24 protein-coding genes are annotated in these 26,335 nt (G+C 67.1%); 4 read left to right on the forward strand and 20 right to left on the reverse strand.

Annotated features, from left to right (window positions below; translation table 11 throughout):
* Nucleotides 1-47: 47 nt before the first annotated feature.
* The 4 genes from ACI766_RS15205 to ACI766_RS15220 are packed head-to-tail and all read right to left on the reverse strand — an operon-like array spanning nt 48 to nt 3,775.
* Nucleotides 48-965 carry a PLP-dependent cysteine synthase family protein gene (locus ACI766_RS15205; protein WP_003106153.1) on the reverse strand — a complete coding sequence of 306 codons (918 nt, stop codon included), beginning with the start codon at nt 963-965 and terminating at the stop codon, nt 48-50.
* 18 nt (nt 966-983) lie between these two features.
* Complete coding sequence (gene moeB, locus ACI766_RS15210; RefSeq protein ID WP_003106152.1) at nt 984-2,402, reverse strand: molybdopterin-synthase adenylyltransferase MoeB; 1,419 nt, start codon at nt 2,400-2,402, stop codon at nt 984-986.
* 22 nt (nt 2,403-2,424) lie between these two features.
* The gene (locus ACI766_RS15215) at nt 2,425-2,883 is read right to left on the reverse strand and encodes a Mov34/MPN/PAD-1 family protein (protein WP_003106151.1); all 459 of its coding nucleotides are present in this window, start codon (nt 2,881-2,883) and stop codon (nt 2,425-2,427) included.
* 1 nt (nt 2,884) lies between these two features.
* Complete coding sequence (locus ACI766_RS15220) at nt 2,885-3,775, reverse strand: DMT family transporter (protein ID WP_412828457.1); 891 nt, start codon at nt 3,773-3,775, stop codon at nt 2,885-2,887.
* 132 nt (nt 3,776-3,907) lie between these two features.
* Between ACI766_RS15220 and mdrR2 the strand changes: the two genes are divergently transcribed.
* Nucleotides 3,908-5,341, forward strand: a complete 1,434-nt coding sequence (gene mdrR2, locus ACI766_RS15225) for a transcriptional regulator MdrR2 (RefSeq protein WP_003106149.1) — start codon at nt 3,908-3,910, stop codon at nt 5,339-5,341.
* Between the two features lie 220 nt (nt 5,342-5,561).
* Here mdrR2 and ACI766_RS15230 read toward each other — a convergent pair whose 3' ends face one another.
* Genes ACI766_RS15230 through ACI766_RS15240 form a run of 3 tightly spaced genes read right to left on the reverse strand, consistent with a single transcriptional unit; the run spans nt 5,562 to nt 8,717 of the window.
* Entirely contained in the window at nt 5,562-6,317 is a 756-nt protein-coding gene (locus ACI766_RS15230; RefSeq protein WP_023122130.1) for an SDR family oxidoreductase, read from the reverse strand.
* The gene (locus ACI766_RS15235; RefSeq protein ID WP_079279572.1) at nt 6,302-7,231 is read right to left on the reverse strand and encodes an alpha/beta hydrolase; all 930 of its coding nucleotides are present in this window, start codon (nt 7,229-7,231) and stop codon (nt 6,302-6,304) included. Before ACI766_RS15235 ends, ACI766_RS15230 begins: the two co-directional genes overlap by 16 nt.
* A 10-nt stretch (nt 7,232-7,241) precedes the next feature.
* A complete protein-coding gene (locus ACI766_RS15240; protein ID WP_003107859.1) occupies nt 7,242-8,717 on the reverse strand; it encodes a flavin-containing monooxygenase in 1,476 nt (491 codons plus the stop codon).
* Nucleotides 8,718-8,863: 146 nt separating this feature from the next.
* On the opposite strand from ACI766_RS15240, the gene ACI766_RS15245 reads away from it, so the two are divergent.
* Both ACI766_RS15245 and ACI766_RS15250 read left to right on the forward strand, forming a co-directional pair.
* A complete protein-coding gene (locus ACI766_RS15245; protein ID WP_003118509.1) occupies nt 8,864-9,898 on the forward strand; it encodes an AraC family transcriptional regulator in 1,035 nt (344 codons plus the stop codon).
* Between the two features lie 148 nt (nt 9,899-10,046).
* Nucleotides 10,047-10,892: a CmcJ/NvfI family oxidoreductase gene (locus ACI766_RS15250; protein WP_003107935.1), complete on the forward strand. Its 846-nt coding sequence runs from the start codon at nt 10,047-10,049 to the stop codon at nt 10,890-10,892.
* Between the two features lies 1 nt (nt 10,893).
* Here the strand turns inward: ACI766_RS15250 and ACI766_RS15255 are convergent, their stop codons facing one another.
* The 13 genes from ACI766_RS15255 to kynR all read right to left on the reverse strand — a co-directional run bounded on the left by ACI766_RS15255 (nt 10,894) and on the right by kynR (nt 25,561).
* On the reverse strand, nt 10,894-11,850 hold the full coding sequence (locus tag ACI766_RS15255) for a FecR family protein (RefSeq protein ID WP_003118512.1): 957 nt from the start codon (nt 11,848-11,850) through the stop codon (nt 10,894-10,896).
* Complete coding sequence (locus tag ACI766_RS15260; RefSeq protein ID WP_003107976.1) at nt 11,847-12,356, reverse strand: sigma-70 family RNA polymerase sigma factor; 510 nt, start codon at nt 12,354-12,356, stop codon at nt 11,847-11,849. The genes ACI766_RS15255 and ACI766_RS15260 overlap by 4 nt, the downstream gene beginning before the upstream one ends.
* A 102-nt stretch (nt 12,357-12,458) precedes the next feature.
* Complete coding sequence (locus ACI766_RS15265; RefSeq protein ID WP_023096773.1) at nt 12,459-13,652, reverse strand: MFS transporter; 1,194 nt, start codon at nt 13,650-13,652, stop codon at nt 12,459-12,461.
* Nucleotides 13,639-14,922 (reverse strand): MFS transporter, encoded by a 1,284-nt coding sequence (locus tag ACI766_RS15270; RefSeq protein WP_023097675.1) that lies wholly within the window; start codon nt 14,920-14,922, stop codon nt 13,639-13,641. Before ACI766_RS15270 ends, ACI766_RS15265 begins: the two co-directional genes overlap by 14 nt.
* Nucleotides 14,919-15,998: an LLM class flavin-dependent oxidoreductase gene (locus tag ACI766_RS15275; RefSeq protein WP_003120261.1), complete on the reverse strand. Its 1,080-nt coding sequence runs from the start codon at nt 15,996-15,998 to the stop codon at nt 14,919-14,921. The genes ACI766_RS15270 and ACI766_RS15275 overlap by 4 nt, the downstream gene beginning before the upstream one ends.
* Nucleotides 15,999-16,010: 12 nt before the next feature.
* Nucleotides 16,011-18,662, reverse strand: a complete 2,652-nt coding sequence (locus ACI766_RS15280; RefSeq protein ID WP_016561844.1) for a TonB-dependent receptor — start codon at nt 18,660-18,662, stop codon at nt 16,011-16,013.
* A 91-nt stretch (nt 18,663-18,753) separates the two neighbouring features.
* The gene (locus ACI766_RS15285) at nt 18,754-19,602 is read right to left on the reverse strand and encodes a class I SAM-dependent methyltransferase (protein ID WP_003105335.1); all 849 of its coding nucleotides are present in this window, start codon (nt 19,600-19,602) and stop codon (nt 18,754-18,756) included.
* Nucleotides 19,586-20,242, reverse strand: coding sequence for a hypothetical protein (locus ACI766_RS15290; protein WP_003114849.1), 657 nt, complete (start codon nt 20,240-20,242; stop codon nt 19,586-19,588). The genes ACI766_RS15285 and ACI766_RS15290 overlap by 17 nt, the downstream gene beginning before the upstream one ends.
* A complete protein-coding gene (locus ACI766_RS15295; RefSeq protein ID WP_003105331.1) occupies nt 20,239-21,141 on the reverse strand; it encodes an alpha/beta fold hydrolase in 903 nt (300 codons plus the stop codon). The genes ACI766_RS15290 and ACI766_RS15295 overlap by 4 nt, the downstream gene beginning before the upstream one ends.
* 10 nt (nt 21,142-21,151) lie before the next feature.
* Nucleotides 21,152-21,661, reverse strand: coding sequence for an aromatic-ring-hydroxylating dioxygenase subunit beta (locus ACI766_RS15300; protein ID WP_003105327.1), 510 nt, complete (start codon nt 21,659-21,661; stop codon nt 21,152-21,154).
* 27 nt (nt 21,662-21,688) lie between these two features.
* Entirely contained in the window at nt 21,689-23,521 is a 1,833-nt protein-coding gene (asnB, locus tag ACI766_RS15305) for an asparagine synthase (glutamine-hydrolyzing) (RefSeq protein WP_003105325.1), read from the reverse strand.
* An 87-nt stretch (nt 23,522-23,608) separates the two neighbouring features.
* Nucleotides 23,609-24,883, reverse strand: a complete 1,275-nt coding sequence (locus ACI766_RS15310) for an aromatic ring-hydroxylating oxygenase subunit alpha (protein WP_003105323.1) — start codon at nt 24,881-24,883, stop codon at nt 23,609-23,611.
* Nucleotides 24,884-25,084: 201 nt separating this feature from the next.
* On the reverse strand, nt 25,085-25,561 hold the full coding sequence (gene kynR / locus ACI766_RS15315; RefSeq protein WP_003088777.1) for a kynurenine pathway transcriptional regulator KynR: 477 nt from the start codon (nt 25,559-25,561) through the stop codon (nt 25,085-25,087).
* A 132-nt stretch (nt 25,562-25,693) separates the two neighbouring features.
* On the opposite strand from kynR, the gene kynB reads away from it, so the two are divergent.
* A complete protein-coding gene (kynB, locus tag ACI766_RS15320) occupies nt 25,694-26,335 on the forward strand; it encodes a kynurenine formamidase KynB (protein ID WP_003162661.1) in 642 nt (213 codons plus the stop codon).

A 26,335-nucleotide genomic window follows, 5' to 3' on the forward strand; every position in this document is an offset into this window, starting at 1 on the left:
CTCATTTCGACCATGCAAGCGTTATCGCCGTGCTCTGCTCTACAACTTCATCGAAAAGCGTCCATGTATGACTCGACGCCATCGTAGATCATCGTCAGTACACGAGCGCCTGACGGCATGGCAGATGCCATGTTCAGCACCGCGACCAGGTTGGCTGCGGAGGACAACCCCATGCTCACAGAGTCGTTTTGCAGGACTTCCCGGATCATCGACAAGCAGGCAGATTTCGACACCCCGACCATGCCAGTAACAATGCCGAGGTTGCAGACTTCCGGCACGATACCAATGGAAAGTCCCTGAATCTCATGCGGTGCGTGCCTATCGTCGAGCAAGTCGCACTGCTCTGGCTGCACGCCATAGATGGCCATATCCGGCCAGTGGTTCCTCAGCACCTCTCCAACACCCGTGATATGTCCACCAGTTCCAATGCCAGCGAAGAAGAAGTCCGGGGGTGGCTGGCCTGCAAAGTCCCTCAGGATTTCCAGGGCTGTAGCTTCGCGATGGGCTTGCGGGTTGGCTGGATTGCGCTGCTGGTTGAGCATGACGAACTCCGGATGTTCCAGCAGTATCTGGATTGCCAGCTCGCCATGCGAGTTGTTCCCTTTTCTGCTATCCGACAGCACGACGTGAGCGCCATACAGCTCGAGCAATTGTCTCTTGTCAGGGCTGTAGTTGTCGGGAACCACCAGGGTCACGCGGTACCCCAGGATGTTCCCCGCCATTGCCAGTCCAATCCCCGTATTTCCCCCGCTCGGCTCGAGAATGGTCTGCCCTTTCCCGCGCACCAGGATTCCTTTGCGTTCGGCATCCAGAATCATCCAGAGCGCGATACGCGCCTTATGACTTCCTCCTGGATTGAAGGATTCCAGCTTGGTGAATACGCTCACCCCCAGGCGAGCAGACAATTTGCTCAGCCGTATCACCGGCGTCCCGCCAATTAAATCGAGTAGCGAATCGTAGATCATGCTTTCCCTGCCTATGGTTCAGTACATCGGCATGTGCTGCTCTATCTCTTTCGCCCATCGCTTCATGCCGCCATCGAGCACTTGGACGTTGGAGAACCCTGCCCCCATGAGCTGTATGGCCGCGCGTTCGGCACGAGTGCCGGCGTAGCACACGAGGATGTAGCGCTTACTGAAGTCGAGATTGGCGAAATGGCTGGCGAGTTCGTTCAAGGGAACGTGGACGATCCCCGGCAACTGGCACACTTCGAGCTCGCCCGCGTCGCGTACATCCAGAAGGGCATAGTTTTCGCTGTTGGATTTCATCAACTGCAACAGGCAGCCGGGATCGATATAGCGATCGTCGTCGAGTCGTTGCGACGGTGCCGCGCTTGCCTGGCAGAGCAATCCCTCCCTCCAGTGGCGGGGATTCTCTGCAGCGGTTTTGCCGCAGGCCGGACAATCGTCGCGCCGATTGAACTTCACTTCATTGAAGTGCATGAGCAGCGCGTCGAATCGAAGAAGTCTGCCTGATAGGGACTTGCCCAGGCCGACGAGGGCCTTCACCGCCTCGGTTGCCTGCAGCAGGCCAATCACTCCAGGCAGCACACCAATAACTCCCCCTGCGTTACAGCTTGGAGCCATCTCAGGCGGGGGATTGTTCGGGAAGAGACATTGGTAGCAGGGGCCTCCCTCCAGATTGAAGACGCTGACCTGACCTTCGAACCGATAGATCGCGCCAAAGACGAGTGGTTTTCCGAGCTTGGCGCAAACCGCGTTGACCAAGTAACGTGTGGCGAAGTTGTCGGTGCCATCCAATACCAGGTCATAGCTCTGAATCAGTGACTGCGCATTGTCCGCGTCGATGGCGTAACGGTGGGTTACGACTTCAATGTAGGGGTTCAGGTCCTGCATCCGGCGCTGGGCGGACTCAACCTTCGGCATACCGAGCGTGCTATAGCCATGGACGACCTGGCGCTGGAGATTGCTCGACTCCACCACGTCAAAGTCAACCAGCCCGATGGTGCCCACTCCTGCTGCGGCCAGATAAAGGCAAGCGGGCGAACCCAGGCCGCCCGTTCCGATTATCAGCACCCTGGCCTGCTTCAGGCGCTGCTGGCCTTCCCTGCCAACGCCTGGCAACGTGATGTGGCGAACGTAGCGTTGAACTTCTTCGTCGCTCAACGCTTCAACGCCAGAACCGCCAGATGTCGCGAGCATGACTTCGACTTCATCTCCATCGGAAAGCTCGCCATCCAGATTGACTAGCGAACCTTTGTGGGTCAGCAGGAAGTGTTCTTTCAATTGACCGTTTTCGTAATACAGGTGCCCGAGTAATGAAGGATGCTTCCTGGCAAGGCCTGCCAGCAGCTCGCCAACCGTCAAGCCCGCTCCCTCCAGGCGCCCGCCTTCCAGTTGGGCGGCCCGTACCAGTACTTCCGGAAAAATTACCGTCTTCACTTTTCAGCTCCTTGCCAGATGTCTACTCGTCCTGGCTCGATGGCCCGAACTCTCGTGTGCATTCAAAGCGTCCGTTGCGCCAGGCAAACAGTTTTGCGCCGCGAACGTTGCCGGCGGCCACATCAACAACCAGGTAGTCGACCGGCAGCATTGGCTCCCCGGCATACAATGCCTTGTCGATATCCTCCCGGCTGAAGTAGGCACCGACGTCCGGGTGGGAGTGGTAGATGACGGATACCGGGCTGCACGTCTTGAAGCTGCTGTTGAGGAATACGGTATCCGTCACGGAAAACGTGTACCCGTTGGCGGCCGTGCGTGGGTACCTCCGGGGGTCAGCCATGTGCAGTTCATCCTGGATGTTCGTACCCTCTTTCACTTTTGCATCGGCGAGAACGAATCCGCAGCATTCCCTTGGATAGGTCCTGCAGGCGTGTCTGTAGATCACGCTCAATGCATGCTCGGTCAACACGTTCGTATTCATGTCACCTCCTGCCGAGCAGCTTCTCGATGGGAAGCTTGGTGATGGCAAATCCAGCCAATAGGAGCACGGTGAAGCCAATCAACTCGCGAGAGATGGCAACCCCTTCGTACCAGGCGCCGATGATCACGGCGAACACCGGGAAAATGATGAAGACGAACGACAGCACAACGGGACTCAAACGCTTGAGCAGGAAGAAGTACACGATGAATCCCCCGACTGATGCCACCAGACCGAGATAGATCAGGGCAGCCCAAGATCGGCTTGTGACGGCAGACAGGTTCGGGTGTTCCATCACGAGTCCGGCCATGAACAGCCCCAAGCCGGCGATGCCAATGGGCAGCGTATTGAAGGTGATCACGCCGATGTCAGCACCTTGCCTTTTGGTGATGACGTAGCTGAGTGCGTGCATGATCGCCGCGAGCAGGATGGCAAGTACGCCTAACAACTCCGTGTAGTCCAGATGCAGCCCTTGAGACCTGATGATCATGAACAGGCTGCCGAAGCCAATCGCAATACCAAGGATCTGCGACAGGTAGATGCGCTCGCGCAGGAAGATCGCGGAGAAGATCAGGATGAACACGGGCATGCTGCTGAACAGCAGCGCGGTAAGACCTGAAGCGACGTATTGCTCGCCATAGTTCAGCAGGTAGTAGGGCACGCTGAAGTAGCCGAGCGTCACGAAGACGAAGAAGGCCAGGAGTCGCCGCGGGAAAAAGATCGTCTCGTGGCGCAGCCGCGCAAAGAGCAGGAAAAGCGGAAATGCGATCAGAAAGCGCAATCCGGCGGCAGTTAGCGGCGGCACGCTCTCCACGGCGATCTTGATGCCGAGCCAGGTAGTCCCCCAGCTGATACACACCACTAGAAATAGAACAGCGGTCACCAGGCTGGTCACACGTACCTGCCGCCTGTTGATAGTCAGAGCTTGAATTGACATAAGTTGCACGTCTTTCCCCCATGTTATTCTTTGATTGATGCCCTTTATTGCTTATCAAACCTCTTTATTTGAGGTTAATTCGGAGAAAATATGCCGGTCAAAGCAAATATTGACACCGATTCAATTTTCAGATTCTTCCTACCAGAAGGGCCCGGCCTGAAGTACAAACGGCTGGCCCAGGGCATCGAAGAATCTATTCGCAATGGGGTTCTCCGGCAGGGAGTCAAGCTGCCGCCACATCGCATCCTCGCGGACAAGCTCGGTGTGACCGCGGGCACGGTGAGCCGGGCCTATGGTGAGCTGGAGCGCATGGGGCTGGTTGAGGCTCGGGTCGGCGACGGTACGTTCGTCCGCAACCGCGGTCGAGAACGTGCTCGGGAGGCGGGCTTTCGCAATTTCGTAGACAGCACCGAGATGTGCAACGACATGAGCCGGAATATGCATATTCCGGGCAATGAGACCGAACTGCTTTCCCGCAGCCTTCAGCAATTGAGTGCGGCCCCTGAGCTCCTGCAGGAGTTAATGCTCTACACACCCGACACAGGACTGCTCCGACACCGGCAAGCGGGAGCAACATGGCTGTCTCACGGTGAGTTTCAAGCGGAGCACCAGCAGATTCTGTGCGTCAATGGCAGCCAACACGGTCTGCTCGTCGTGCTTATGGCCATGCTGCGCGCCGGCGACACCCTGGTAACGGAGCAGCTCTCCTATCCTGGGCTGATCAGTGCCGCGCAACTCTTGGGCATCAAGGTGCTCGGCTTGGAAATGGATGAAGAGGGGCTACTGCCCGACGCCCTCGAAGAGGCCTGCCGCACGAACAGGATCACCGCCCTGTACTGCACACCCACCATCCAGAACCCGACCACTGCAGTGATGTCAGGCGCCAGGCGGAAGGAAATCGCGAAGATCTGCCGCGAGCACGGCTTGATCGTCATCGAGGACGAAACCCATGCTGTATTGATGGCCGAACGCCCCACCCCTCTCTGCCATCTGCTGCCTGAGCGGGGCATCCTCATCGGTGGCATGAGCAAGGCGGTCGCTGCAGGATTGCGGGTTGGATACGTTCATGCTCCTGCATCCATGGTAAGTCGCATGGCAGCAGCGCTTCGCAATTCGTGCTGGATGGCGACACCACTGGTTCTCGAGATTGCGAGCCGATGGGTCGAGGACGGTACTGCAAGCGCACTGCTCGAATACCAGAGAGGGGAAATCGCGCGTCGCCAAGCGCTGGTTGTGGACCTGCTGCAGGGCCTGACCTATCGCAGCCATCTATGCTGTCCGCATTTCTGGGTAGAAGTGCCAGCCCCCTGGCGCGCCATCGAAATAGAGCAAGGCATGCGCGGACAGCAGCATCTTGTCACCACCGCAGAGGCCTTTAGTACGGGCCGCGGTACGCTTCCCCAGGCCATTCGAATCAGCGTCAGCAATTCCCCAGGAGGGGGGAATACGTTATCTGACGGCTTCGCAGTCCTGGCAGCGCTCCTACGCGAAGGCCCCCAAGAGATGCTGACGATGCGTGCTTGATACGGGAGGCAACGGTCCCACCCGAGGAGGACTCTTGGGCTCAACGGTAGCGATAAGCACCGGCGCCTGGCTAAGGCATACCTATGGTCCGAGATCTACCATGGATTTCACTCGCCTGGGACGGCGAAACAAGAAGTCGAGGCAGCCACGAAAAGCAGCTAGACCATCCAGCGTGAAACCCACCCAAACTTTAATCCGTTCTATCCATCCTGCGCAGAGCCTAACCCCGCGACAACCACGCCATCACCGCTCGGTTCACCCACGGCGGAGACAACTGCCCAGCCCAGTACAGCGCCGTGAACAACCCGCCCACCGGCCGGTGTACCCGCCGGCTGTGCGCCTGCCGCCAGGCCGCCTCGGCGATATCCTCGGCGTCCAGTCTCAGCCCCAGGCGACGCAACACCGGCGGTCGGTAGGTCTGCCCGGCGACCATCGGCGTGCGGACGAACGGCGGCATCAGGTCGGCCACACTAATACCGTGGCGGCGCCATTCCAGCTCCAGCGCCTCGGTGAGCCCGCGCACGGCGAACTTCGAAGCCGAGTAGACGGCCATCTCCGGTACGCCATACAGCCCCGATGCCGAGCCCATGTTGAGTACCTGCGCCTGCGGCGTCGCGCGCAGGAACGGAAAGGCCGCGTGACAGCAGTTGAGGACGCCATGCAGGTTGATCGCCAGCAACCGCGCGTGGTCCTCCAGGGCGACCTCTTCGAAGCGGCCGAAACGCAGGACGCCGGCGCAGTTGAATAGCAGGCGCAGGCGGCCATCGGCACAGAACTGCGCAAGCGCCTCGCCGACCGCGTCGGGCTCGCTGACGTCCACGGCGCGGTGCCAGGCGCCCGGCAGTTGCACGGCCAAGCCGCGCAACGCCTCGGCATCGATGTCCAGCAAACCGACCCGCCAGCCCCGGCGGTGGAACAGACGCGCGCTGGCGGCGCCGATTCCGGAAGCGGCACCAGTGATCAGGATGTTCTGCACCTGTCGCCCTCCGCGCTGCATTCGACGACGAACGCGGCCGCCTCGTCCAACGCCCGGTCGGCGCTGGCCAACACGCCGGCATGAGCCTGGAACACGTGCCAGCAATCGGCGTAGCGCTGCAATCGCACCGCGACGCCCTGCTCACCGGCCCGTTGCGCCAGGCGCAGGCTGTCGTCGCGCAGCAGTTCGTCCTCGCCGACCTGTACCAGCAGCGGCGGCAGCCCCGCCAGGTCGGCATGCAGCGGCGACAGGGCGGCCGAGCCTGGCTCCGCGTCGGCCGGCAGCAGCAGGCGCACCGCGCTTTCCAGCCAGGCCCGCGACAGCAGCGGGTCGCCGGCCGCCGGCGTGTGCAGGCGCTGGCAGCCGAGGTCGGTCCAGGGCGAGAACAGCAGCAACCCGGCCGGCAACGGCAAGCCGCGCGCCTTCAGCTCCAGGGCCAGGGACAGCGCCAGGTGGCCGCCCGCGGAGTCGCCGGCGAGCAGCAGCCGGCGCGGCGAATGGCCGGCCTCCAGCAATGCCAGGTAGACCGCCAGGGCGTCGTCGCGGGCTGCGGGGAACGGATGTTCCGGGGCGCGCCGGTAGTCCACCGCGCAGACCTCGGCGGCGCAACGCCGGGCCAGGTGCGTGGTGATCGCCCGGTGGGTCGCCGGCGAGCCGATCAGGTAGGCGCCGCCGTGCAGGTAGAGCACCCGGCGCCGCGCCTCCACCCCGCGCGGCCGCAACCACTCGCAGGGCACGCCGGCGAGGCTGCGGCGCTCGCGGACGACGCCGCCGGCGCCCAGCGTCGCCAGGCTCAGCCCGCGCAACACGCCGCGTTGCAGCGCCACTGGCATGGGCGGACGGACCAGCCCGCGGAACAACAGGCGCAGGCAGCCGCGCAGGAGACCGGCGCGCAGGCGTTGCGGCGGCGACATCAGGGGCGCTTCAGCGGGCCAGGTCATAGTCGGCAAGCTCCGGCCGGCGCGTACGCCAGCGATAGACGAAGGTGTAGCCCGGCCAGTTGTTGGTGTTCTTGCCGGCGGCAGTCTTGTACCAGCTGTCGCAGCCACGCTCCCAGACGGTATGGCGCAACCCCTGTTGCACCTCCAGGTTGAAGCGCCGCTGGACCTCGGGCTTCACGTCGAGGTAGCGCAAGCCCTGCTCCTGGAGCTGGCGCAGGCAGCCGAGCACGTAGGGGAACTGGCTTTCCAGCATGTAGACGATGGAGTTGTGGCCGAGGTTGGTGTTCGGCCCGTAAAGGATGAACAGGTTGGGGAAGCCGCTGACGCTGATGCCCTTGTAGGCTTCCGCGCCATCCGCCCAGGCCTGCCGCAGGTCGCGTCCGTCGAGGCCGAGGATGCGCATCGGGGCGAGGAACTCGGTGGCGGCGAAGCCGGTACCGAAGATGATCGCGTCGACCTCGTGCCGGCGGCCGTCACGGCCGACCACGGCGTCTTCGGTGACTTCGCGAATGCCCGTGTCGACCAGTTCGACATTGCTCCTGGCCAGCGCCGGGTAATAGTCGTTGCTGATCAGGATGCGCTTGCAACCCAGCGGGTAGTCGGGAACCAGCCGCGCGCGCAGTTGCGGATCGGCGATCTGCCGGTGCAGGTGACGATGGAAGCTCAGCCGCATCACCTTCATCAGCGCCGGGAAGGTCGCGAAGGCGAGCATCCGCGATTCATGGTGCAGGTACTTGAGCCCCCGATCCAGGCGTTGCAGCCACGGCCAGCGCGCCTTCAGGCGGCGTTCCCAGTCGGCGTAGGTACGGTCCGGCTTGGCGATCACGTAAGGCGCGCTGCGCTGGAACAGCGACAGGCGTTGCACCTGCGGGGCGATCCGCGGGACGAACTGGATAGCGCTGGCTCCGGTGCCGATCACCGCGACCCGCTTGCCGGCCAGCTCGACCTCGGCGTCCCAGTTCGCCGAGTGGAACGCCGGACCCTGGAAGCGCTCCAGGCCCGGCAGGCGCGGCAGCAGCGGCCGGCTCAACTGGCCGGTGGCGCAGACCAGGGCCCGTGCGCGCAGCGTCTGGCCATCGGCGCAGCGCACCTGCCATTCGCCGCTGCCGGCGTCGAAACGGGCCTCCTCCACCTCGCAGTGGAAACGGATCTTCTCGCGCAGACGGTACTTGTCCGCGCAATGCCGCAGGTAGTCGAGGATTTCCGCCTGCGGGGCGAACTTGCGCGACCAGTCGGCCTTCGGCTCGAAGGAAAACGAATAGAGATGCGAGGGGACGTCGCAGGCGGCGCCCGGGTAGCGGTTTTCCCGCCAGCAACCGCCGACATCGGCGGCCTTTTCCAGGACCAGATAATCGTCGATGCCTGCCTGTCGCAGGCGGATCGCCAGGCCGAGACCGGCGAAGCCGGCGCCGACCACCAGCACCCGCAAGGGGGCTTCAGGGCGGGACTCGTTGTGCATTGTTGTGCTCCCGTTTGTTGCTTGCCACGCCGTCCGGCGCGATTCCGCCCAGCGGCGGATGGCAGCATCCTAGTTCGCCGGGGCGACTGGCGTTATGGCCGGGCCGGACATAAAGTTGTGATTTTCGGTCAACCTCGGACGCCACCATGCCCACTCCGCCCTGGTCTCCCCGCCGCAGCGCCATCAGCGCGCACCTGCTGATCCAGTTCGGCATCGACCGCGGCCTCGGCCTGGAGCAGTGCCTGGCAGGTAGCGGCCTGGATATCCGCCTGCTCGGCGATCCCTCCGGGGAAATCGACGCGGCCCAGGAACTGAGCGTAGTGCGCAACCTGGTCCGGCACCTGGGCGACGCCTGCGCGCCGGGCCTGGCGGCAGGCCTGCGCTATCACCTCAACGCCTACGGCATCTGGGGCTTCGCCCTGCTCAGCAGCCCGACCTTCCTCAGCGCCGCGCAACTGGGCCTGCGCTACCTCGACCTGACCTTCGCCTTCCATGGCATTCGCCTGGAGGTACACGACGATGAAGCGCACCTGGTGCTCGACGACGCCGGCATTCCCGAGGACCTGCGGATTTTCCTCCTCGAACGCGACGCCGGTGGCGTGCTGCGCATCCAGCGCGACCTCACCGGGCAGCGCCTGCCGATCCTCCGCGCCGGCTTCCGCCGCCCACCGCCCGCCGATCCCGCGCCCTACGTGCGCGAGCTGGGCCTGTGCCCGGCGTTCGGCCAGGCGGACAACCGGGTGGTCTTCGAACGGCGCTTCCTCGACCTCCCGCTGCCCGGCGCCAATCCAGAGGTGGCGCGCGCCTGCGAGGAGCAGTGCCGCGCCCTGCTCGCTCGCCGCCAGGTGCGCGGCGGTCTGGCCGGACGCATCCGCGACCGCTTGCTGAGGACGCCCGGCCACTTGCCGGACATGCAGACCCTGGCCATGGAACTGCACCTCACCGTGCGTACCCTGCGTCGCCGCCTGGACGACGAGGGCAGCAGCTACCGCCTGTTGCTCGACGAGGTGCGCCAGGCCCTCGCCGAAGAGCTGCTGGCCACCGGCGCGATTCGCCTGGAGGAGATCGCCGAGCGCCTCGGCTACGGCGAGGTGTCCAACTTCATCCATGCCTTCAGGCGCTGGAAAGGCATGACGCCGCGCCAGTATCGCCAGCGGCGACGACTCGACGCGATGTCCTGAGCCGCTCCGGGCTTATTCCACGAAGGCAGGACGCCAGCGCTCGATGTTCGTTTCGCCGCCGCCTGCCAGCGGCTAGATTGGCCGTTCACGCGCGGCATCCGGCGGCGCGGCAGCGGAGGCATCTCCGCTGGCAACGGGAGAACGACACATGGGTTGCCAGCAACACGCATGGCCGGCGCACGCGCCGGAGCAGGTCGAGGCCGAGGTCAACTATATCCGCGACAACGGCCAACGGCCGGTCGCCTACACCTATCCGGCCCCTGCCGGGACGCCGCAGCGCAGCGCGCTGTTGCAGCCGACCCGGGTGGCGATCCGCAATGCGCGTCTGCTGGCGCAACCGGCCAGCCTGGAGCGCGAGGGTTTCCAACTGGTGCGCGAGGCGAGCGCGGTGGGCGATTTCGAGGATGAAGCCCAGGTTCGTGAACGCTACTACCCGGAAAGCATCGCCCTGCTCCGCCGCCTGACCGGCGCCGCCGAGGCGGTGATCTTCGACCACACGCTGCGCGTCGACCAGGCCGGGCGCGAAGAACGCGGCCTGCGCGAACCGGTGCGCTACGTGCACAACGACCAGACCCTGCGCTCGGCGCCGCGCCGGGTCCGCGACCACCTGCCGGCGGAACGCGCCGAACGGCGCCTGGCCGGACGCTTCCAGATCGTCAACCTGTGGCGTCCGTTCGGCCACCCGGCGCAGCGCGCGCCGCTGGCGTTGCTGGACGCCCGCAGCCTGGCGTTCGACGACCTGGTGGCCAGTGACCTGGTGTACCGCGACAAGGTGGGCGAAACCTACTCGGTCAAGCCCAACCCGGAGCACCGCTGGTACTACTACCCGCACCTGCTGCCGGAGGAAGCGCTGCTGCTGAAGATCTACGATTCGCGGGAGGACGCGCAGGCCCGCCTCGGCGCGCACACCGCCTTCGACGATCCCTGCACCCCGGCCGATGCGCCGCCGCGGCAGAGTATCGAACTGCGTTGCCTGCTGTTCTTCGACGAATGAGTCAGGCGGGGCGCAGGCTGATCCAGTAGTCGCTGTAGCGCAGCACGCGGATCGGCAGGCTGCGTCCGAGCATGTCCAGGGACGTGTGCATGTCGTCCAGCGGGAACAGACCGCTGACGCGGTTGCCGGCGATCTCCGCGTCGAGCTGGAGGATGCCTGGCAGATAGGGCCGGAAGGCCTCCGCGACCCAGGCCAGGGAGCGGTCGTGGACCTCCAGCCAGCCGCTGGCCCAGGCATCCTCTCCGGCCTGCATCGGGCCCTGTTCGAGCAGGCCGCCGGCATCGAACAGCAGGCTACGTCGTGCCGCCACCGCCAGCTGGCGTCCCTCGCCGGTGGTCAGCCGCGCGCTGCCGCGCAGGGTCACCAGGCGGATCGCCCCGCGCTCCTCGGCCAGCAGCAGGCTGCCGCTGGCGCAGTCCACCCGTCCGGCGGCGCAGTCGAGGGCGAAGGCGCCGCGCGGGTCCTCCTTCACTTCCAGGCGCATCGCGCCGCGCCGCAGCTCCAGGCGCCGCTGGGCGCCGTCGAGCAGCGGTCGCGCCTTGCTCCGCGCGTTCAGGCGCAGGCGGCTGCCGTCGGCCAGCAACCAGTCGCGGCGCTCGCCGGTGCCGGTCGCCAGTTCGCCGGGCAGACCCATGCCGGCCTGGACCCAGCGCTCCAGGCCGGCGCCGCCGGCGAGCAGGACGAACAGCCCGAGGGCGCCGCCGACGAAGCGCCGGCGGCTCGACGGCTGCTCCAGGGCGCGCAGCACGGTAGCGCTCGGCTGGCCGCGCCAGGGCGAGTCCTGTAGCGGCGCGAGGCTGCCAAGCAGTTGCCGGAACACCTCGGCATGCTCGCTCGACAGCGCCTTCCAGCGTTCCAGGGCATCGCCCTCGGCGGCGCTGAAGTCGCCGGATTGCAGGCGCACCATCCATTCGATGGCCTCCTCGACGATGCGTTGCCGTTCCGGCTTCTCGCTCATTCCTGGAATCCCCGGTAGCAGCAGTGCAAGGCATCCTTCATCAACTGGTGGATGCGCCCCAGGGACAATCCGAGGCGTTCGCCGATCTGCACGTAGGTCAGGCCTTCCAGCTGGCTCATCAGGAACACTGCCCTGGCCTGCCCGGACAGGCCGTCGAGCAGGCGGTCGATGGCTTGCAGGCTCTCGATCAGCATCCACTGCTCGTGAGGCGACGGCTGCACCGCCTCCGGCGCCTCGGCGAGGATCTGCAGGTAGGCGCGCTCCAGGTCCTTGCGCCGCCAGCTCTCGTACATCAGGCGTTGCGCGATGGTCGCGAGGAACGCCCGCGGCGAGCGGATCGACGCCGGGTCGGGGAGCATCCAGACCTGCAGGAAGGCCTCGGCGGCGAGGTCTTCGGCGCTGTGGCTACAGCCGGTCTGGTAGGACAGCTTCTTGCACAGCCAGTCGTAGTTCTGCTGGAACAACTGGGCGATCAGGGTGTTCTTGATGGAGCCTTGGCTATCCATGGTAAGCGTTCGCTGCTGGCAGGCCACGCCACGGATAGCGGTAGTGAGCCTGGAGGTTGAGGAACGGCGCCCGGGGCTGTTCCCGTGGCGCGCGGTAGGGAATCAATCGAGGCGCTCCCGGCAGTCCGCCGTGCCCGCCGGCCGCTGCGCGGACAGCCAGCCGCAGGCGGCGGCGCCGAGGATCAGCGCGGCGCCCCACCAGGGGAGCGCGCGCACCGCCACCTGGTCCACCAGGATCGCGCCGATGAAGGCGCCCAGGGCCACGCCGAGCTGGATCGCGCTGGTGTTGAGGCTGATCTGGATCGCCGCGGTGTCCGGGCTGAGTTCCACCAGGTATTTCTGGATCGCCGGCCCCGGCGCCATGTTGAACACGCACCAGAACACCACCGCGCCCAGCAGCAGCGGCAGGCCGCCGGTGGCGAACGGCAGCAGGACCAGGGCCAGTGCGTGCAGGAGCAGGAAGGCGACGAAGGTGGCCGGCCCCGGCCAGCGGTCGGCGGCGCGTCCGCCGAGCAGCGCGCCGAGGATGCCGCCGCCCCCGTAGACCAGCAGGACCAGGCTGATGGTCGGTTTGTCGAGGGCCATGCTGCCGACCAGGAACGGCACGATGTAGGTGTAGACGGTGAACTGGCCGGTCATCTGCAACAGCGATGCCAGGTGGGCGAACGGCACCCGGCCCCGGGCCAGCGCCCGCAGTTGCTCCGCCGGGGCGATGCCGGGCGCGCCGGGGATGGCCGGCAGCAGGCGCAGGAGCAGCGGCAGGCCGAGCAACGCGACCCCGGCGAGCAGCAGGAACAGGCTACGCCAGCCCCAGAACTCGCCGATCAGGGTGCCCAGCGGTACGCCCAGCACCAGCGAGGCGACGATGCCGGCGAACACCAGACCGATCGCCCGGCCGCGCCGTTCCGGCGCGACAATGGCCACCGCCAGGGTGATCGCCACCACCACGATGACCGAGGCGCTGGCCGCCACCAGCAGCCGGCTCGCCAGCAACAGGGCGAAGCTCGGCGCGGCGGCGCTGGCCAGGTTGGCGCCGATGAACACCAGCAGCGCGCCGGCCAGCAGGCGGCGGCGCTCGATACCGGCGCTGAGGTAGACCAGCAGCGGGCCGAGCAGCGCATAGACCAGCGCGTACAGGCTCATCAGCAACCCGGCCCGGCCCTGGCTGACGGCGAAACTGGCGGCCAGTTCGTCGAGCACCCCGGCCACCACCAGTTCCACCGTGCCGACCACGAAGGCCAGTCCGGCCAGCAGCCAGACGCCGACCTCCGCCCTGCTCCGTTCAGTCTCGCCCATGGCTGCATGCCTCCCCGTCGATGGCGTAGCGATAGCGCCCGAGCATGACCAGCAGCCCTGCCGCCACGCCGAACGCGCCGAGCAGGACCAGCGTCGAGCCCGCGTAGGAGCCCGCGCGGTCGTAGAAGTAACCCAGCAGCCAGGACCCCAGGCTGATGGCGATGGCGAAGGTGAAGGGCTGGATCGAGCCATAGATCACGCTGAAATGGCGCAGGCCGAAGTAGCGGCTGACGAAGTACTGGGTGGTGCCGGTCTCGCCGCCGGCGCCCAGGCCGATCAGGAATACCGCGCCCCAGAGCAGCGCCGGCGGTCCGCCAAGGAGCAGGAGCAGCAGCCCGAGCGCCGCCAGCAGGGCGAACGGCAAGGCGATGCGCGGGGTGTCGTAGCGGTCCAGCAGGTAGCCCAGCGCCGGTTGCGAAACGATCATGCCGACCCACAGCGCCGCCAGCACGTCGGTGGCGACTTCCCGCGACAGGCCGCGCTCCTGCAACAGCGGCACGCCATGCACCATCACGCCAGTGACGGCGAACACGCCGAGGATCAGGTTGCCGACGATCAGCCAGAAGTCCGCCGAGCGCCAGGCCTGGCCTGGCGTCGCTCCGGGCAGCGCGTCGGCTGGCGTGCGCCGCGCCTGCGGCAGGTCGCCGGGTCGCTCGCGGAACAACGCATAGAGCAGCGGCAGCGCCAGGAGGCCTTCGAGCAGGCCATAGACGAGGAAGGTGGCGCGCCAGCCGAAGGCGTCGATGCAGGCGCTGCCCAGGTACAGCGCCAGCGGCCCGCCGACGCCGAAGCCGAGTCCGAGGATGCCGTAGGCCGCGCCGCGACGACGCTCGAACCAGCCGCCGAGAATCCGCGCATAGGGAATGTTGCCCGGCGTCAGCAGGCCGAGCAGCGCGAACAGCAGGTATAGCTGCCAGCCGCTGCGCGCCAGCGCCAGGCTGGCCAGGCACAGGGCCAGCGCGGCGGTCAGCGGCAGGACCAGGGCGCGCGCGCCCCAGCGATCCACCAGCCAGCCCTTCAGCGGGCTACTCAGGGCTACCGCCAGGCCCAGCAGGGTCACCGGCAGCGCCGACTGGCCGCGGTCCCAGTCCAGGTCGGCGGCGATCGGCTCGATGAACAGCGAGAAGCTGCTGATCACCAGCCCGGTGGGGCCGAAGATCACCCCCACTACCGAGGCCAGCAGCACCCCACAACTGGCCACGCCGAACTCGCCGACGCCAGGCGCCGCCGGCGCGACGTCCTCCATGGCCTCGCGGGCGACGCCGCTCATGCGTCGCGCCTCAGGCGCTCGATCAGTTGGCGGCGCAAGCGGATGTCCTCGGCGTTCTCGGTGGTGGCCTCAAGCTGGACGATCTCGATGCCGGCGCGATGAAAGGCCAGGATCTGTTCCGCCACCTCGCCGACGCTGCCCACCAGCACCCCGGCGAAGCTGCGCTGCACGGTATTCGCCACCCATTCGCGCAAGGCCTCCGGCTCCAGCCGGGCGAGCCGGTCGCGCTCGCCGTCGCGGGCGACCTGCGGCGATGCCGCCAGTTCGTCGAGGGGCCGTGCCAGAAGCAGTTCGAAAGCGGCCTGGCGGTAGTGCTCGGCGATGTCCAGGGCCGCCGCCGGACTGTCGCCGAGGATCACCTGGAAGTGCTTCCAGAACTTCAGCCGCCGTCCCTGCTCCGCCGCCTCCTCGTTCAGCCTGCGCTTGAGCTCCGCGGTCTGCGTGGGGCTGGCGAAGTGGCCGGCGTAGACGTCGGCGAAGCGCACCGCCAGGCGTTGTGCCTGCGCCGAGGAGCCGCCAACGGATAGCGGCGGGCGCGGCCGCTGGATCGGCAGGAAGCCGCTGCCGGCGTCCTCCAGCCGGTAGAACTCGCCGTGGTAGTCGAAGGGTTCGCGGCTTTCCAGGGCGCGGGTGAAGACCTCCAGGTACTCCACGGCGCGCCGGTAGCGTTCGTCCTTGTCGGCGAAGTCGCCGTCGCGGCGCACGTCGGCGTCGCTGGAGCCGATCACCAGGTGTACGCCGGCGCGCCCGTTGGACAGGCCGTCGAGAGTGGCCAGGGCGCGCGCGGCAACGGTCGGCTGGGCGCTCCCCGGTCGGTGCGCGACGGTGGCGCGCAGGCGCGGCGCCGCGGCCAAAGCCCAGCCGGCGACCAGCCAGGGGTCGGGCCAGGCAGCGGAAACGGTGAACAGCGCGCCGTCGAGGCCGTCCGCCTCTTCCAGGCGGGCCTTCTGCTGGATGTCGAAGGCGCTCACCGCGCGACTGCGGGTGTCCGGCAGGAAACGCGCGGCCTGGCGGGCGAAGGCACTGTCGCCGATGACTGCGGAGGCGCGCACGCCGCCGCGCAGTTCGATGCTCATGGTTCGTCCTCCTTAGAAGGTGTAGGCCGCGCCGAGGTAGTAGAAGGCGCCGTTGAAGCTGATCTGCGAGGCATAGGTGTCGTACTGGTTGAAGCCGAGGTAGGCGCTCTCGGCCGGCAGCTTGTCGGGCTTCACGTCGAACAGATTGTTGGCCCCGGCGCTCAGGGTCAGGTTGCGGCTCGCCGCATAGCGCAGGGCAACGTCGGTGATGTACTTGGGCGAGTTCTCGAAGCGGTTGAAGACCGTGGTCGAATAGGCATGCTCGCCGGTGTAGTAGTCCAGTTTGGAAACCGTCTTGCTGTAGCGCGTTTCGCGCAGGGTCAGGCCCCAGCGCCGGTAGCTCCAGTCGGCCTGCAGGCTGACCTGGCTGCGCGGCGTGGAGCTGGTGATCCAGGCCTGCTGCTGGTCGTTGAGCAGCGGCTGGCCGTTGCGTCCGCGATGATTCCTGACCAGCTTCGTGCGATTGACGTTGGCGCCCAGGCGCCAGTCGATCCGGCCCCACTCGCCGAGCCGGGTCAGGTAGCTGGCGGTGAGGTCGAGGCCGTGGGTACGGGTGTCGGCGCCGTTGGTCATGTAGTGGGTGCTGACCTGGGTCAGTCCGGCCGGGATGCTGATCCCGCCGGCGCGCAGCGCATCGATCGCCGGCTGTCCGGAATAGGTGGCACCGTCGACGATGCGGTCGCGGATCTCGATGCGATAGGCGTCGATGGCCAGGTTCAGGTCCGGCAAGGGATCGAGCACCAGGCCGAGGTTGTAGCTGATCGATTTTTCCGGCTCCAGGTCTTCGGCGCCGAGCAGCCTGGCCGCCGGCGAGTTGACCGCCAGCAGGCCGCTGGCGATGGTCGGCGAGACGCCCAGGCTTGTGTAGTTCTCCTGGGCCAGCGACGGCGCGCGGAAGCCGCTGCTGAGACTGGCCCGCGCCGATACCTCGGGGCTGAAGCGGTAGCGGCTGGCGAGCTTGCCGTTGGTGGTGCTGCCGAAGTCGCTGTAGTGCTCGTAGCGCGCCGCCGTCTCCAGTTGCCAGCGCTCGTCGAGGGCGATGGACAGGTCGAGATAGGCGCCGAGCACGTCGCGGCTCCACTGTCCGGCGGTGGCCGGCGCCTGCCCGGGGAGTGCCTTGGAACCGCCGTTGTAGTAGGACCAGGGATCGCCGGCCTCGACCTCGTAGAGCTCGCGGCGCTGCTCCAGGCCCCAGGAGAAATTCAGCGGCGCCGGCAGCCAGGCGAGGTCGAAGTCGCGGCGCAGGTCGAGATTGTTGGTCCACTGGGTGGCCTTGTAGCGCGCCAGGTCGAAGGAGCGCGGCGAATCGCCGGTCTCGCCGTAGAGGGCGAGGTTGATCGAATGGTCCATGCCGATCTCCGGGCGGTCGGCACCGTAGGTCGAACTGAGGTCCCAGTCCCAGGCGCCGAACAGCTCGCCGCCACGGGCGCCGAGGGTCAGCGAATAGTCGTCTTCGTCGCTGGTGATGCGCGGGGTGAAGCCGTTCGGATAGAGTCGCGGCGCCAGGGACGGCAACTGGTAGATCTGCGCCGAGGACACCGAGCGATGGGTATAGGTGGCGAAGCTGTACAGCTCGACGTTGTCGTCCAGCGCCACGCCGGCGTTGTAGGCCAGCGCCTGGCGGTGCAGCGAAGGGTCGCCGATGGACGGGTTGCCGTAGTGCCCGGTACGCTGGTCGATGCCGGCGCGGATGGTCCGCGCCTGTTCGCGGAACTGCGCGCTGAGGTTGAGGAAACCGCTCTCGCCGAAACGCAGGCCGCCATTCACCCCGCCGTTCTGGGTCAGGCCGTCGCCATCGCCGTAGCGACCGTTGTCGTAGGCGAGCCGGCCGCCGTGGTCGGCCGACTTGAGGATGACATTGATCACCCCGGCGATGGCGTCCGAGCCGTACTGCGCCGAGGCGCCGTCGCGCAGCACCTCGATGCGCTCGATGGCGGCGAGCGGGATGGTATCCAGGTCGACCCCGGTGGAGCCGCTCTGCAGCCCGCCGCTGACATTGATGTTGGCGGTCTCGTGACGGCGCTTGCCGTTCACCAGCACCAGCACGTGGTTGGGACTCAGGCCGCGCAGCGACTGCGCGTTGGTCAGCGCCGAAGCGTTGTAGGCCTGGGCCTGGCGCGACAGCGAGGGCAGCAGGCGCACCAGGGCGTCGCGCAGGTCGCCGCTGCCACTGTCGCGCAATTGCTCGGCGCTGACCACATCGATCGGTGCCAGGCTCTCGCCGGCCTTGACATCGGCCTTGCGGGTGCCGGTGACCACCACCGTGGCCAGGGTCCCGGCGGGCTTCGCCGCCGGCAGCGCGGCATCCGGCGCCGTGGCGCGTTGCAGGCTGAGCACGCCGGCGGCGCTGCGGATGTATTCCAGGCCGCTGCCCTGCAAGGCCCGCTGCAGCGCCTGCTCGACGCTGTAGGAGCCCTGGATCGCCGGTGCCGGCAGGCCCTCCACCAGGTGCTGGTCGAAGGCGATCGGGGTGCGACTCTGGCGGACTATGCTCAGCAGTACCTGGGCCAGTTCGCCGGCCGGGATGTCGAAGCGCTGGATCTCGGCGCTGCTGGTGGCGCGGACCTCCTCTGCCGCCGACTCGCCGGGCTGGCCAAGGCAGGCCAGGCCGACCGCGCAGAGCACGGGGACGAGTCGAAGACGTGGCGAACGCGGGTTGGACATGGTCGGTTCATCCTTGATCGGTTGCGGATGCCACCGAGTGCAATTGCCCGTACCGATTTTCAGCCGCGCGGCAGACCGATTGCGCATAAGGTTATGCCTCGCCCTCCCGAGCCCGGCAGCGCCAGACACTGACCGGGATTTCGCTGACCTGTCCGTCGGCCTGCATGCGCCGCTCGGCGATCCGCCCGAGGCGGACGAAGAATTCCTCCAGGCGCGTCGCCGGCACCAGCGGTGCGAAATAGGTGCCGAAGGTGGCGGCGTGGAAACGCTGGTATTCGGCGGAGTCGGCGACACGCAGGACCGCCGGGCGGGAGACGATGGAGTCGACCCGGAAGTGTCGTTCGACGCGTTCGCGCAACGCCTCCCGGCCACGGGTGCGGGTTCCCATCGGCAGCAGCCCGGCTTCCGCGTAGAGCGCCGCCACCCGTTCCGGCGCAGCCAGGCCCATCTCGACCAGGGCCTGGGCGACCAGGTCGTCCTCGCCGCCGAGGCCATCCTCGGCGAACGGATGGTGCGAGGTGAACAGGAATACCCCCTGCGCCTCGAGGTGCCGCGCGACCCACCGGAACAGCCGCTCTTCATCGGGATACAGCCAGTGCAGCACGGCGGTCATGCTGATCAGCTCGAAGCGTTCCGCCAGCGGCGGCAGGTCGAGCAGGTCGCCCTCCAGCAGACGCGCCTCGACGCCAGCCCCGCGCAACTGCGCGCGCGCCTGCTCCAGGCGTAGCGGCGAACGTTCGATGCCCCACAACCGTTGCAGGCCGGGCCAGCGCCGGGCGCCACCGAGCAGCAGCGAGCCGATGCCGCAGCCGAGATCGAGCAGGCTGCGCGGCTCGATGCCGGCGCGGTCGAGCACCCAGTCCTGGTCGCGACGTTGCAGCAGTTCGCTGGAATCCTGGTAGCCGTCCAGGCTGCGCGCCTGTTCAATGATCGCGTTCATGTACGCCTGCTCCTTGGTTGAGGCTGTCCGCCGTGATGGTCCATACGCAGCCGTGGCCTTGCGGCTCTTCGTAGAGCCGCCAGTCGGCGCGGCAATCGCTGGCGGTGACGAACGCCGACAGCAGCTTGGTGCAATAGGTGCAGGCCGACTCCAGGGTGATCGGCACGCCTCGGGCGCGGGCGCGCTCGCGGTAGTCCCAGATCGCGCAGTGACGGTTGTGGAATACCGCGCGCCCGTCAGCCTCGGCCTGCACCTCGAAACGCGAACCGTAGAGCGCGGCCTGGCGTGCCAGACGGTCGGCGGCGCTGGCCGGATCGCCCCGCCCCGCCGGTTCCAGCGCGCGATAGATCCGCGCGGTGGCGCGCGCCCAGTCGTCGAGCCGGTAATCCGCCGGGCGCGCGACGATGAACTGTTCGATCAGCGCCTGGGCGCGGAAGAACACCGCCTGCCAGGCTTCGGCGCGCAGATCGTCGGTCGCCGGCAGATCGGCGAATATCCGCGCGCTGGTCGCCACCCAGTCCCCCAGGTCTTCACGCCGATGGCGCTCGGCGACGTAGGCGGACATCGCCGCGTGCACCTCGAACACCCGCTGTCGCCAGAGCGTCGCCTGCGCCGCCGGATCGCGTTCGACGGCGCTCATCGGAGCGCCTCCCGGTGGCTGGCGAGAAACCCCAGCAGGTGCTCCAGCACGGCGTCCGGCGCGTCCTCGGGAAGCATGTGGCTGGCGCCGATGGCGGCGCCCTCGACCTGCCCGGCCCAGGTCTTCCAGATTTCCAGCGGATGCTGCCCGGCGGCGTAGGGGCGCTCCTGCCAGAGCACCTGGACCGGGCATTGCAGGCGCCGGCCGGCGTCGCGATCGGCCTGGTCGGCGTCGGCATCGACGCCCACCGCGGCCCGGTAGTCCTCGCACATCGCATGGCGCACGGCGGGGTCGCGGAACGCCCGGCGGTAACTTTCCAGCGCCTGCGGGTGGTAGATGTCGCGGCCCTGGGCCATGCGTCGCAGGGTGTAGTCGAGGAAGTGCTCCGGATCGGCGCCGATCAGGCGCTCCGGCAGGTCGTACGGCTGGGCGAGGAGGAACCAGTGGTAGGCGTTGAGGGCGAAGGCCTTGTTCACCGCGGCCCAGTTGTCGAGGATCGGCACCACGGTCAGCGAGACGAAGGCCGCGACCGCTTGCGGATGGTCCAGCGCCAGGCGATAGCCGACCCGCGCGCCGCGGTCGTGGCCGATCACCGCGAAGCGTTCGAAGCCTAGCTGGCCCATCGTTTCCAGTTGGTCGCGGGCCAGCGCGGCCTTGGAATAGTCGGCGCCCTCCTCGTCCAGCGCCCGCGATTCGCCATAGCCGCGCAGGTCGGCGAGGACCACGCTGTAGTCCTCGGCCAGGCGCGGAGCGATGCGATGCCAGGCCAGGTGGGTCTGCGGATAGCCATGCAACAGCAGCAGCGGCGGGCCGCTGCCCTTCACGGCGACGCGGAGGCGCGCGGCGGAGGTGTGCAGGGTCAGGTAGTCGAAGCCGGGCAGCAACGGATCGGTATTCATGGGCGGCGCCTCACAGGATGATGCTGATGCGCCGCTGGGCGCTGATGGTCTCGTGGTCCAGGCGGATCTCCCGCGAGACGATGCGCAAGCCCCCGGGGCCGTCGCGCAGGACATGACTGGCTTCGCCGACGAAGCTCCAGGCCTCGCGGTTGCGGAACTGATGGACGACGAAGTTGCTGCGGCTGCTGACCAGTTCGCCCTCGACCCGCTTCAGCCGCACGTTGCCCACCAGGCGGCGGGTGCGCGAGCGCGGCTGCTCCATCCAGGTATGCCCGCCGAGGATGCTGTCGACCCGCTCGCGCAGGCGCACGTGGTCGTCGTCGATGATGTACAGGCTGTCCTCCGGCGCCTGGCCGGCCAGTTGCTCCTGCAAGGGCAGCACCCGGTAGCGTGCGGCGCGCTCGAACAGCGCGAACCAGGTATCCAGCAGGCGGTCGTCGAGCAGCTCGGCTTCGGCGACGAGGAAATCGCTGACCCGCGCCAGCAGGTCGCTGTCGGGACGGGACAAGGCAAGGCTCATGAGTATCCTCCGGGAAGAAAGTGCCGCTCAGAGGCTGATGTCGACCCCATGGCGGGTCAGCCAGCGGTCCAGGTTCAGCAGGTAGGCCAGGCCGGCGGTCGGGCTCGCCGAGGCACGCGGGCTGGGCAGCGGCGTGCCCTGTTCGAGAGCCTGGCGGACCCGCCCGGCGTCCACCAGTTCGAACAGCGGCGAGCGGCCGTCGTCGAGCAGGCGGCCGACCCGCTCGCGCAGCAGCGCCAGGTAACGTGGGTCGGGGTTGGCCGGGAAACCGCTCTTGCGCCGCTCCAGGATCGCCTGCGGCAGGTGCCCGCGCAGGGCCCGGCGCAGCAGGCTCTTGCTTTCCCCGGCGACGCTCTTCAGCGCCCAGGGCAGGTTCCATACGTACTCCACCAGGCGGTGGTCGCAGAACGGCACGCGCACTTCCAGGCCGACCGCCATGCTCATCCGGTCCTTGCGTTCGAGCATCGCCGGCAGCCAGCGGCTCAGCGCCAGGTAGGCGACCTCGCGCTGGCGTCGCTGGGCGGCATCCTCGCCATCCAGCCGCGGCACTTCGGCGAGGGCCTCGCGGTAGCGCGCCCGGATGTATTCCGGCGCCGCCACCCGTTCGGCGACCTCCCGCCGCAGCAGTTGCCAGGGCCCGCTCTTGCCGGCCAGCCAGGGGAAGCCGTCGTGTGCGAGGGCGCTCGGGTCGTGGAAGAACGGGTAGCCGCCGAACACCTCGTCGGCCGACTCGCCCGACAGTGCCACCGTGGTGTGCTCGCGGACCTGGCGGAACAGCAGGTAGAGCGAGGCGTCCAGCTCGCCCCAGCCGGGCAGGTCGCGGGCCTGGAGCACCGCCTCGTCCTGTTCCAGCACCTCTTCCGGGGCGACCAGCACGGTACGGTGCGGCGTACCGAGGAAGTTCGCCGCCAGCTGCGCATAGGGTTCGTCCCAGCTGCTTTGCCAGGGCGTCGGGACGAAGCCGCGGCCTTCGCCGGGGAAGTCCACGGAGAAGGTCGGCAGGCGCCGCGCGTCGCCATCCAGCGCGGCCACCGCGAAGGCACTGATGGCGCTGGAGTCGAGCCCGCCGGAAAGCAGGCTGCCCAGCGGGACGTCGGCCACCAGTTGCTCGGCCACCGCCTCGCGGAGCAACTGGCCGGCGCGTTCGGCGCTGTCCTCGGCGCCCTCTTCGTGACGTTCCGCGCGCAGCGCCCAGTAGACCAACTCGCGCACACCATTGCGGTCGAAGCGCAGCGCCTGGCCCGGCCGGACCTGGCGCAGGCCCTTGTACAGGCCGTGGCCGGGAGTCGGCGCGGTGGTCAGGGCGAACAGCTCGGCGATGCCGCTGGCGTCGAGCACCGGGTTGGCCTCGGGGTTGGCGAAGATCGCCTTGGGTTCCGAGGCGAACAGCACGCCTCCGGCGGTCGGGTAGTAGTACAGCGGCTTGACCCCGAAGCGATCGCGCACCAGCCACAGGCTCTGCTCGCGCTCGTCCCACAGGGCGAAGCCGTAGATGCCGCGGAGGCGGGCGAAGGAAGCCTCGCCCCATTGCAGATAGGCGCGCAGCACCACTTCGGTGTCCGAGCGGGTGCGGAAGACCTGGCCCAGCGTCTCCAGCTCGGCGCGCAGCTCGCGGAAGTTGTAGACCTCGCCGCTGTAGGTCAGCGCCACCCGCCCACCAGCCTCGGCAAGCATCGGTTGAGCTCCGTTCTCCAGGTCGATGATCGCCAGGCGCCGATGGCCGAGCAGCGCGTGCCGCGACAGCCACAGGCCTTCGGCGTCCGGCCCGCGCGGGGCCAGGGTACGGGTCATGCGTTCGAGGATGCTGCGCTGCTCGCCGAGGTCGCGGCTCCAGTCGGTCCAGCCGGTGATTCCACACATGGATGACGTTCCTTGCAGTGACCCTTTATTCCCCGCGTAGCCAGGGCGGCGCGCAGGGATCTGCAGGGAGCGATGGTTGAAGACGGCTCAGACGGCCACGGCGAGAAGCCGCAGGGCGGCGGGCTGCTGCCCGAGCCGGCGGCTCCACTCGCGCCAGAAGCCGCGGTTCTGCTCCTCGTCGACGTGGCGGCGGGTTGCCGGTCCCATGCCGCGGGAAAAATCGCTGTAGCCGAGGGCGGCGTGGGCGTAGGCGCGCTGACAGGATTCGAGGATCTCGACGTCGTCGGGGGTGCCGAAACCGCCCGGGCCGATGAACGAGATCAACCCATTGATCCGCGCCGCCCGCTCCTCGCGGGTCTCATCGGCGAAGCCGGCGCCCCATACGGTGACGCTGACCTCATCGGCGGCAGTCGGGAAGAACGAGCGGATGTTCAGGCCGAGGATGTCGTTGATCACCAGGTTGGGAAAGATGAACAGGCTTTTGTTGGTGTGGGCGATGTCCTCTGCCCGCGCCTGCCCGAAGCGTTCCACCAGGCGTTCGAACTTGGCGGCGATGGACGGCTTGAGCGCTTCCGGGAACAACGGGCTCCAGTAGGCGATCGGCCGTCCGGTGGACGGCGGGCCGCTGATGATCAGCGCGTGGCCGTTGCCCAGCGCCTCGCCGCGACCGTGGCGCTTGTGCGACTCCGGATCGGTGCCGAGGGTATTCAGGTATTCCAGGTAGCGCTTGTGGGCGAACGGCAGGTGGTAGGCGTCCACGCCGTTTTCCGCGAGCAGCTTCCAGTTGGCCTTGATCGAATGCTCGAAGCCGCCGGGGATGATCTCCAGTTCCGCCTCGGACTGGTCGCAGATCAGGTCGATATAGTCCTTCGCCTGGCCCAGGTAGGTTTCCAGGGACGGTTGCCGGGCGGCGTAGTGGATGAACAGGAAGTTGCGGTAGACCGCGTGTTTCACCCGTGTCAGGGACAGCTCCGGATGGCATTGCCCGGCATGCTGGTAGGCGGCCTTGTCCGGCAGGCCGATCAGGCTGCCGTGGCTGTCGTAGGTCCAGCCATGGTAGGGACAGGTGAAACGCTGGCTGTTGCCCTGGCGCTCGGCGCAGACCTTGGCCCCACGGTGCGCGCAGGCGTTCAGGTAGACCGCCGGCTCGCCATCGGCGCGACGCTGGATGATCAGGTTGCGCCCGCCGACGTCGCGGGTGATGAAGTCGCCGGGCTCGCGCAGTTCGCTGAGGTGGGCGGCATACAGCCAGCTGTCGTCGAATATCTCGTGCAGTTCGCGCCGGTGCAGTTCCGCGGAAACATAGGCCTGGCGCCTGACCCGGAAGTAACTTGCGTCGTCGGTCTCGATATATTCACTCACCGCCTAACCTCCGTGTAACGTTGACAACCCGGCAACGGGGACGGAGGAAACCTAGCACGGGGAAAATCAATTCCGGCAGACTATTTATTCATTAGCTAATAACTCGTAACCCCATGAAAAAAGACAAAATAATTATTTCCGTCGACGACTGAAAATTCCTCCCGCTCATTGCACTCATGCTTTTATGAGGGGTCGCCCCGTTCAACTCTTCAGGTTCACCAGGTCGAGCAGGTCGGCACCGGCCTTGATCTCCTGCAGGACGATTTCCGAGCGGATGTCGGTGACGCCGGCGGCGCGGTTCAGCTTGTTCACGATGAAGTCCGAATAGTGCTTGAGGTTGCGCGCCCGGACCCGTAGCACATAGTTGGTGGCGCCGGTCACCACATAGGCGGTGACCACCTCCGGCCAGTCCCGGACCCTGGCGATGAACGCCTCGTGCCAACCCTCGACGTCCTGGCGCAGCGACACATGGACGATGGCTTCCAGCTCCACGCCCAGTCGCTCGGCATCCAGCTCCACCGAGTAGCCGCGGATGATCCCCTCGCTTTCCAGCAGGCGCAGCCGGCGCAGGCAAGCGGATGGCGAGAGGGAGACCTTCTCCGCCAGGTCCTGGTTGCTCATCCGCCCGTCCTGCTGCAGGTGACGGAGAATGCGCAGATCGATGGCGTCCAGGGACATGTGCAGTTCCTATCAGAATGAATAGCTATCTTCGAATTTTGTGCGAATAGATTGCCATGCTACCTTGCATTTCGCACGAAAATTCTCCGAAATCTCGTTCATTATCATTCGCTGGATTTCCGGAGAAAAACAATGACTTCGCTCCGCTACTGGGACATCAGTCCCGCCCTCGACCCGAACACGCCGACCTGGCCCGGCGACACGCCGTTCCAGCAGGAATGGGCGGCGCGGCTGGACGAGCAGTGCCCGGTCAACGTCGGCCGGATCACCCTTTCGCCGCATACCGGCGCCCACGTCGACGGCCCCCTGCACTACCGCGCCGACGGCCTGCCCATCGGCCAGGTGCCGCTGGACGTCTACATGGGACCGTGCCGGGTGATCCACTGTATCGGCGCTAACCCGCTGGTGACCCCCGAACACCTCGCCGGCCAGCTCGACGACCTGCCCTCGCGGGTGCTGCTGCGGACCTTCGAACGGGTCCCGGCGAACTGGCCGGAAGGCTTCTGCGCTATCGCTCCGGCCACCATCGAGTGCCTCGCCGAGCGCGGCGTCAGGCTGGTCGGCATCGACACCCCGTCGCTCGACCCCCAGCACTCCAAGACCCTCGACGCCCACCACGCGGTGGGCTGCCACGGCATGGCGATCCTCGAAGGCGTGGTTCTCGACGACGTGCCCGCCGGCGACTACGAACTGCTCGCCCTGCCGCTGAAATTCACCCACCTCGATGCCAGCCCGGTGCGTGCCGTGCTGCGAGCCCTGCCTACCGCGGAGTAA

This window comes from Pseudomonas sp. DL (genome assembly GCF_047199225.1).
GTDB classification, from domain to species: domain Bacteria; phylum Pseudomonadota; class Gammaproteobacteria; order Pseudomonadales; family Pseudomonadaceae; genus Pseudomonas; species Pseudomonas aeruginosa.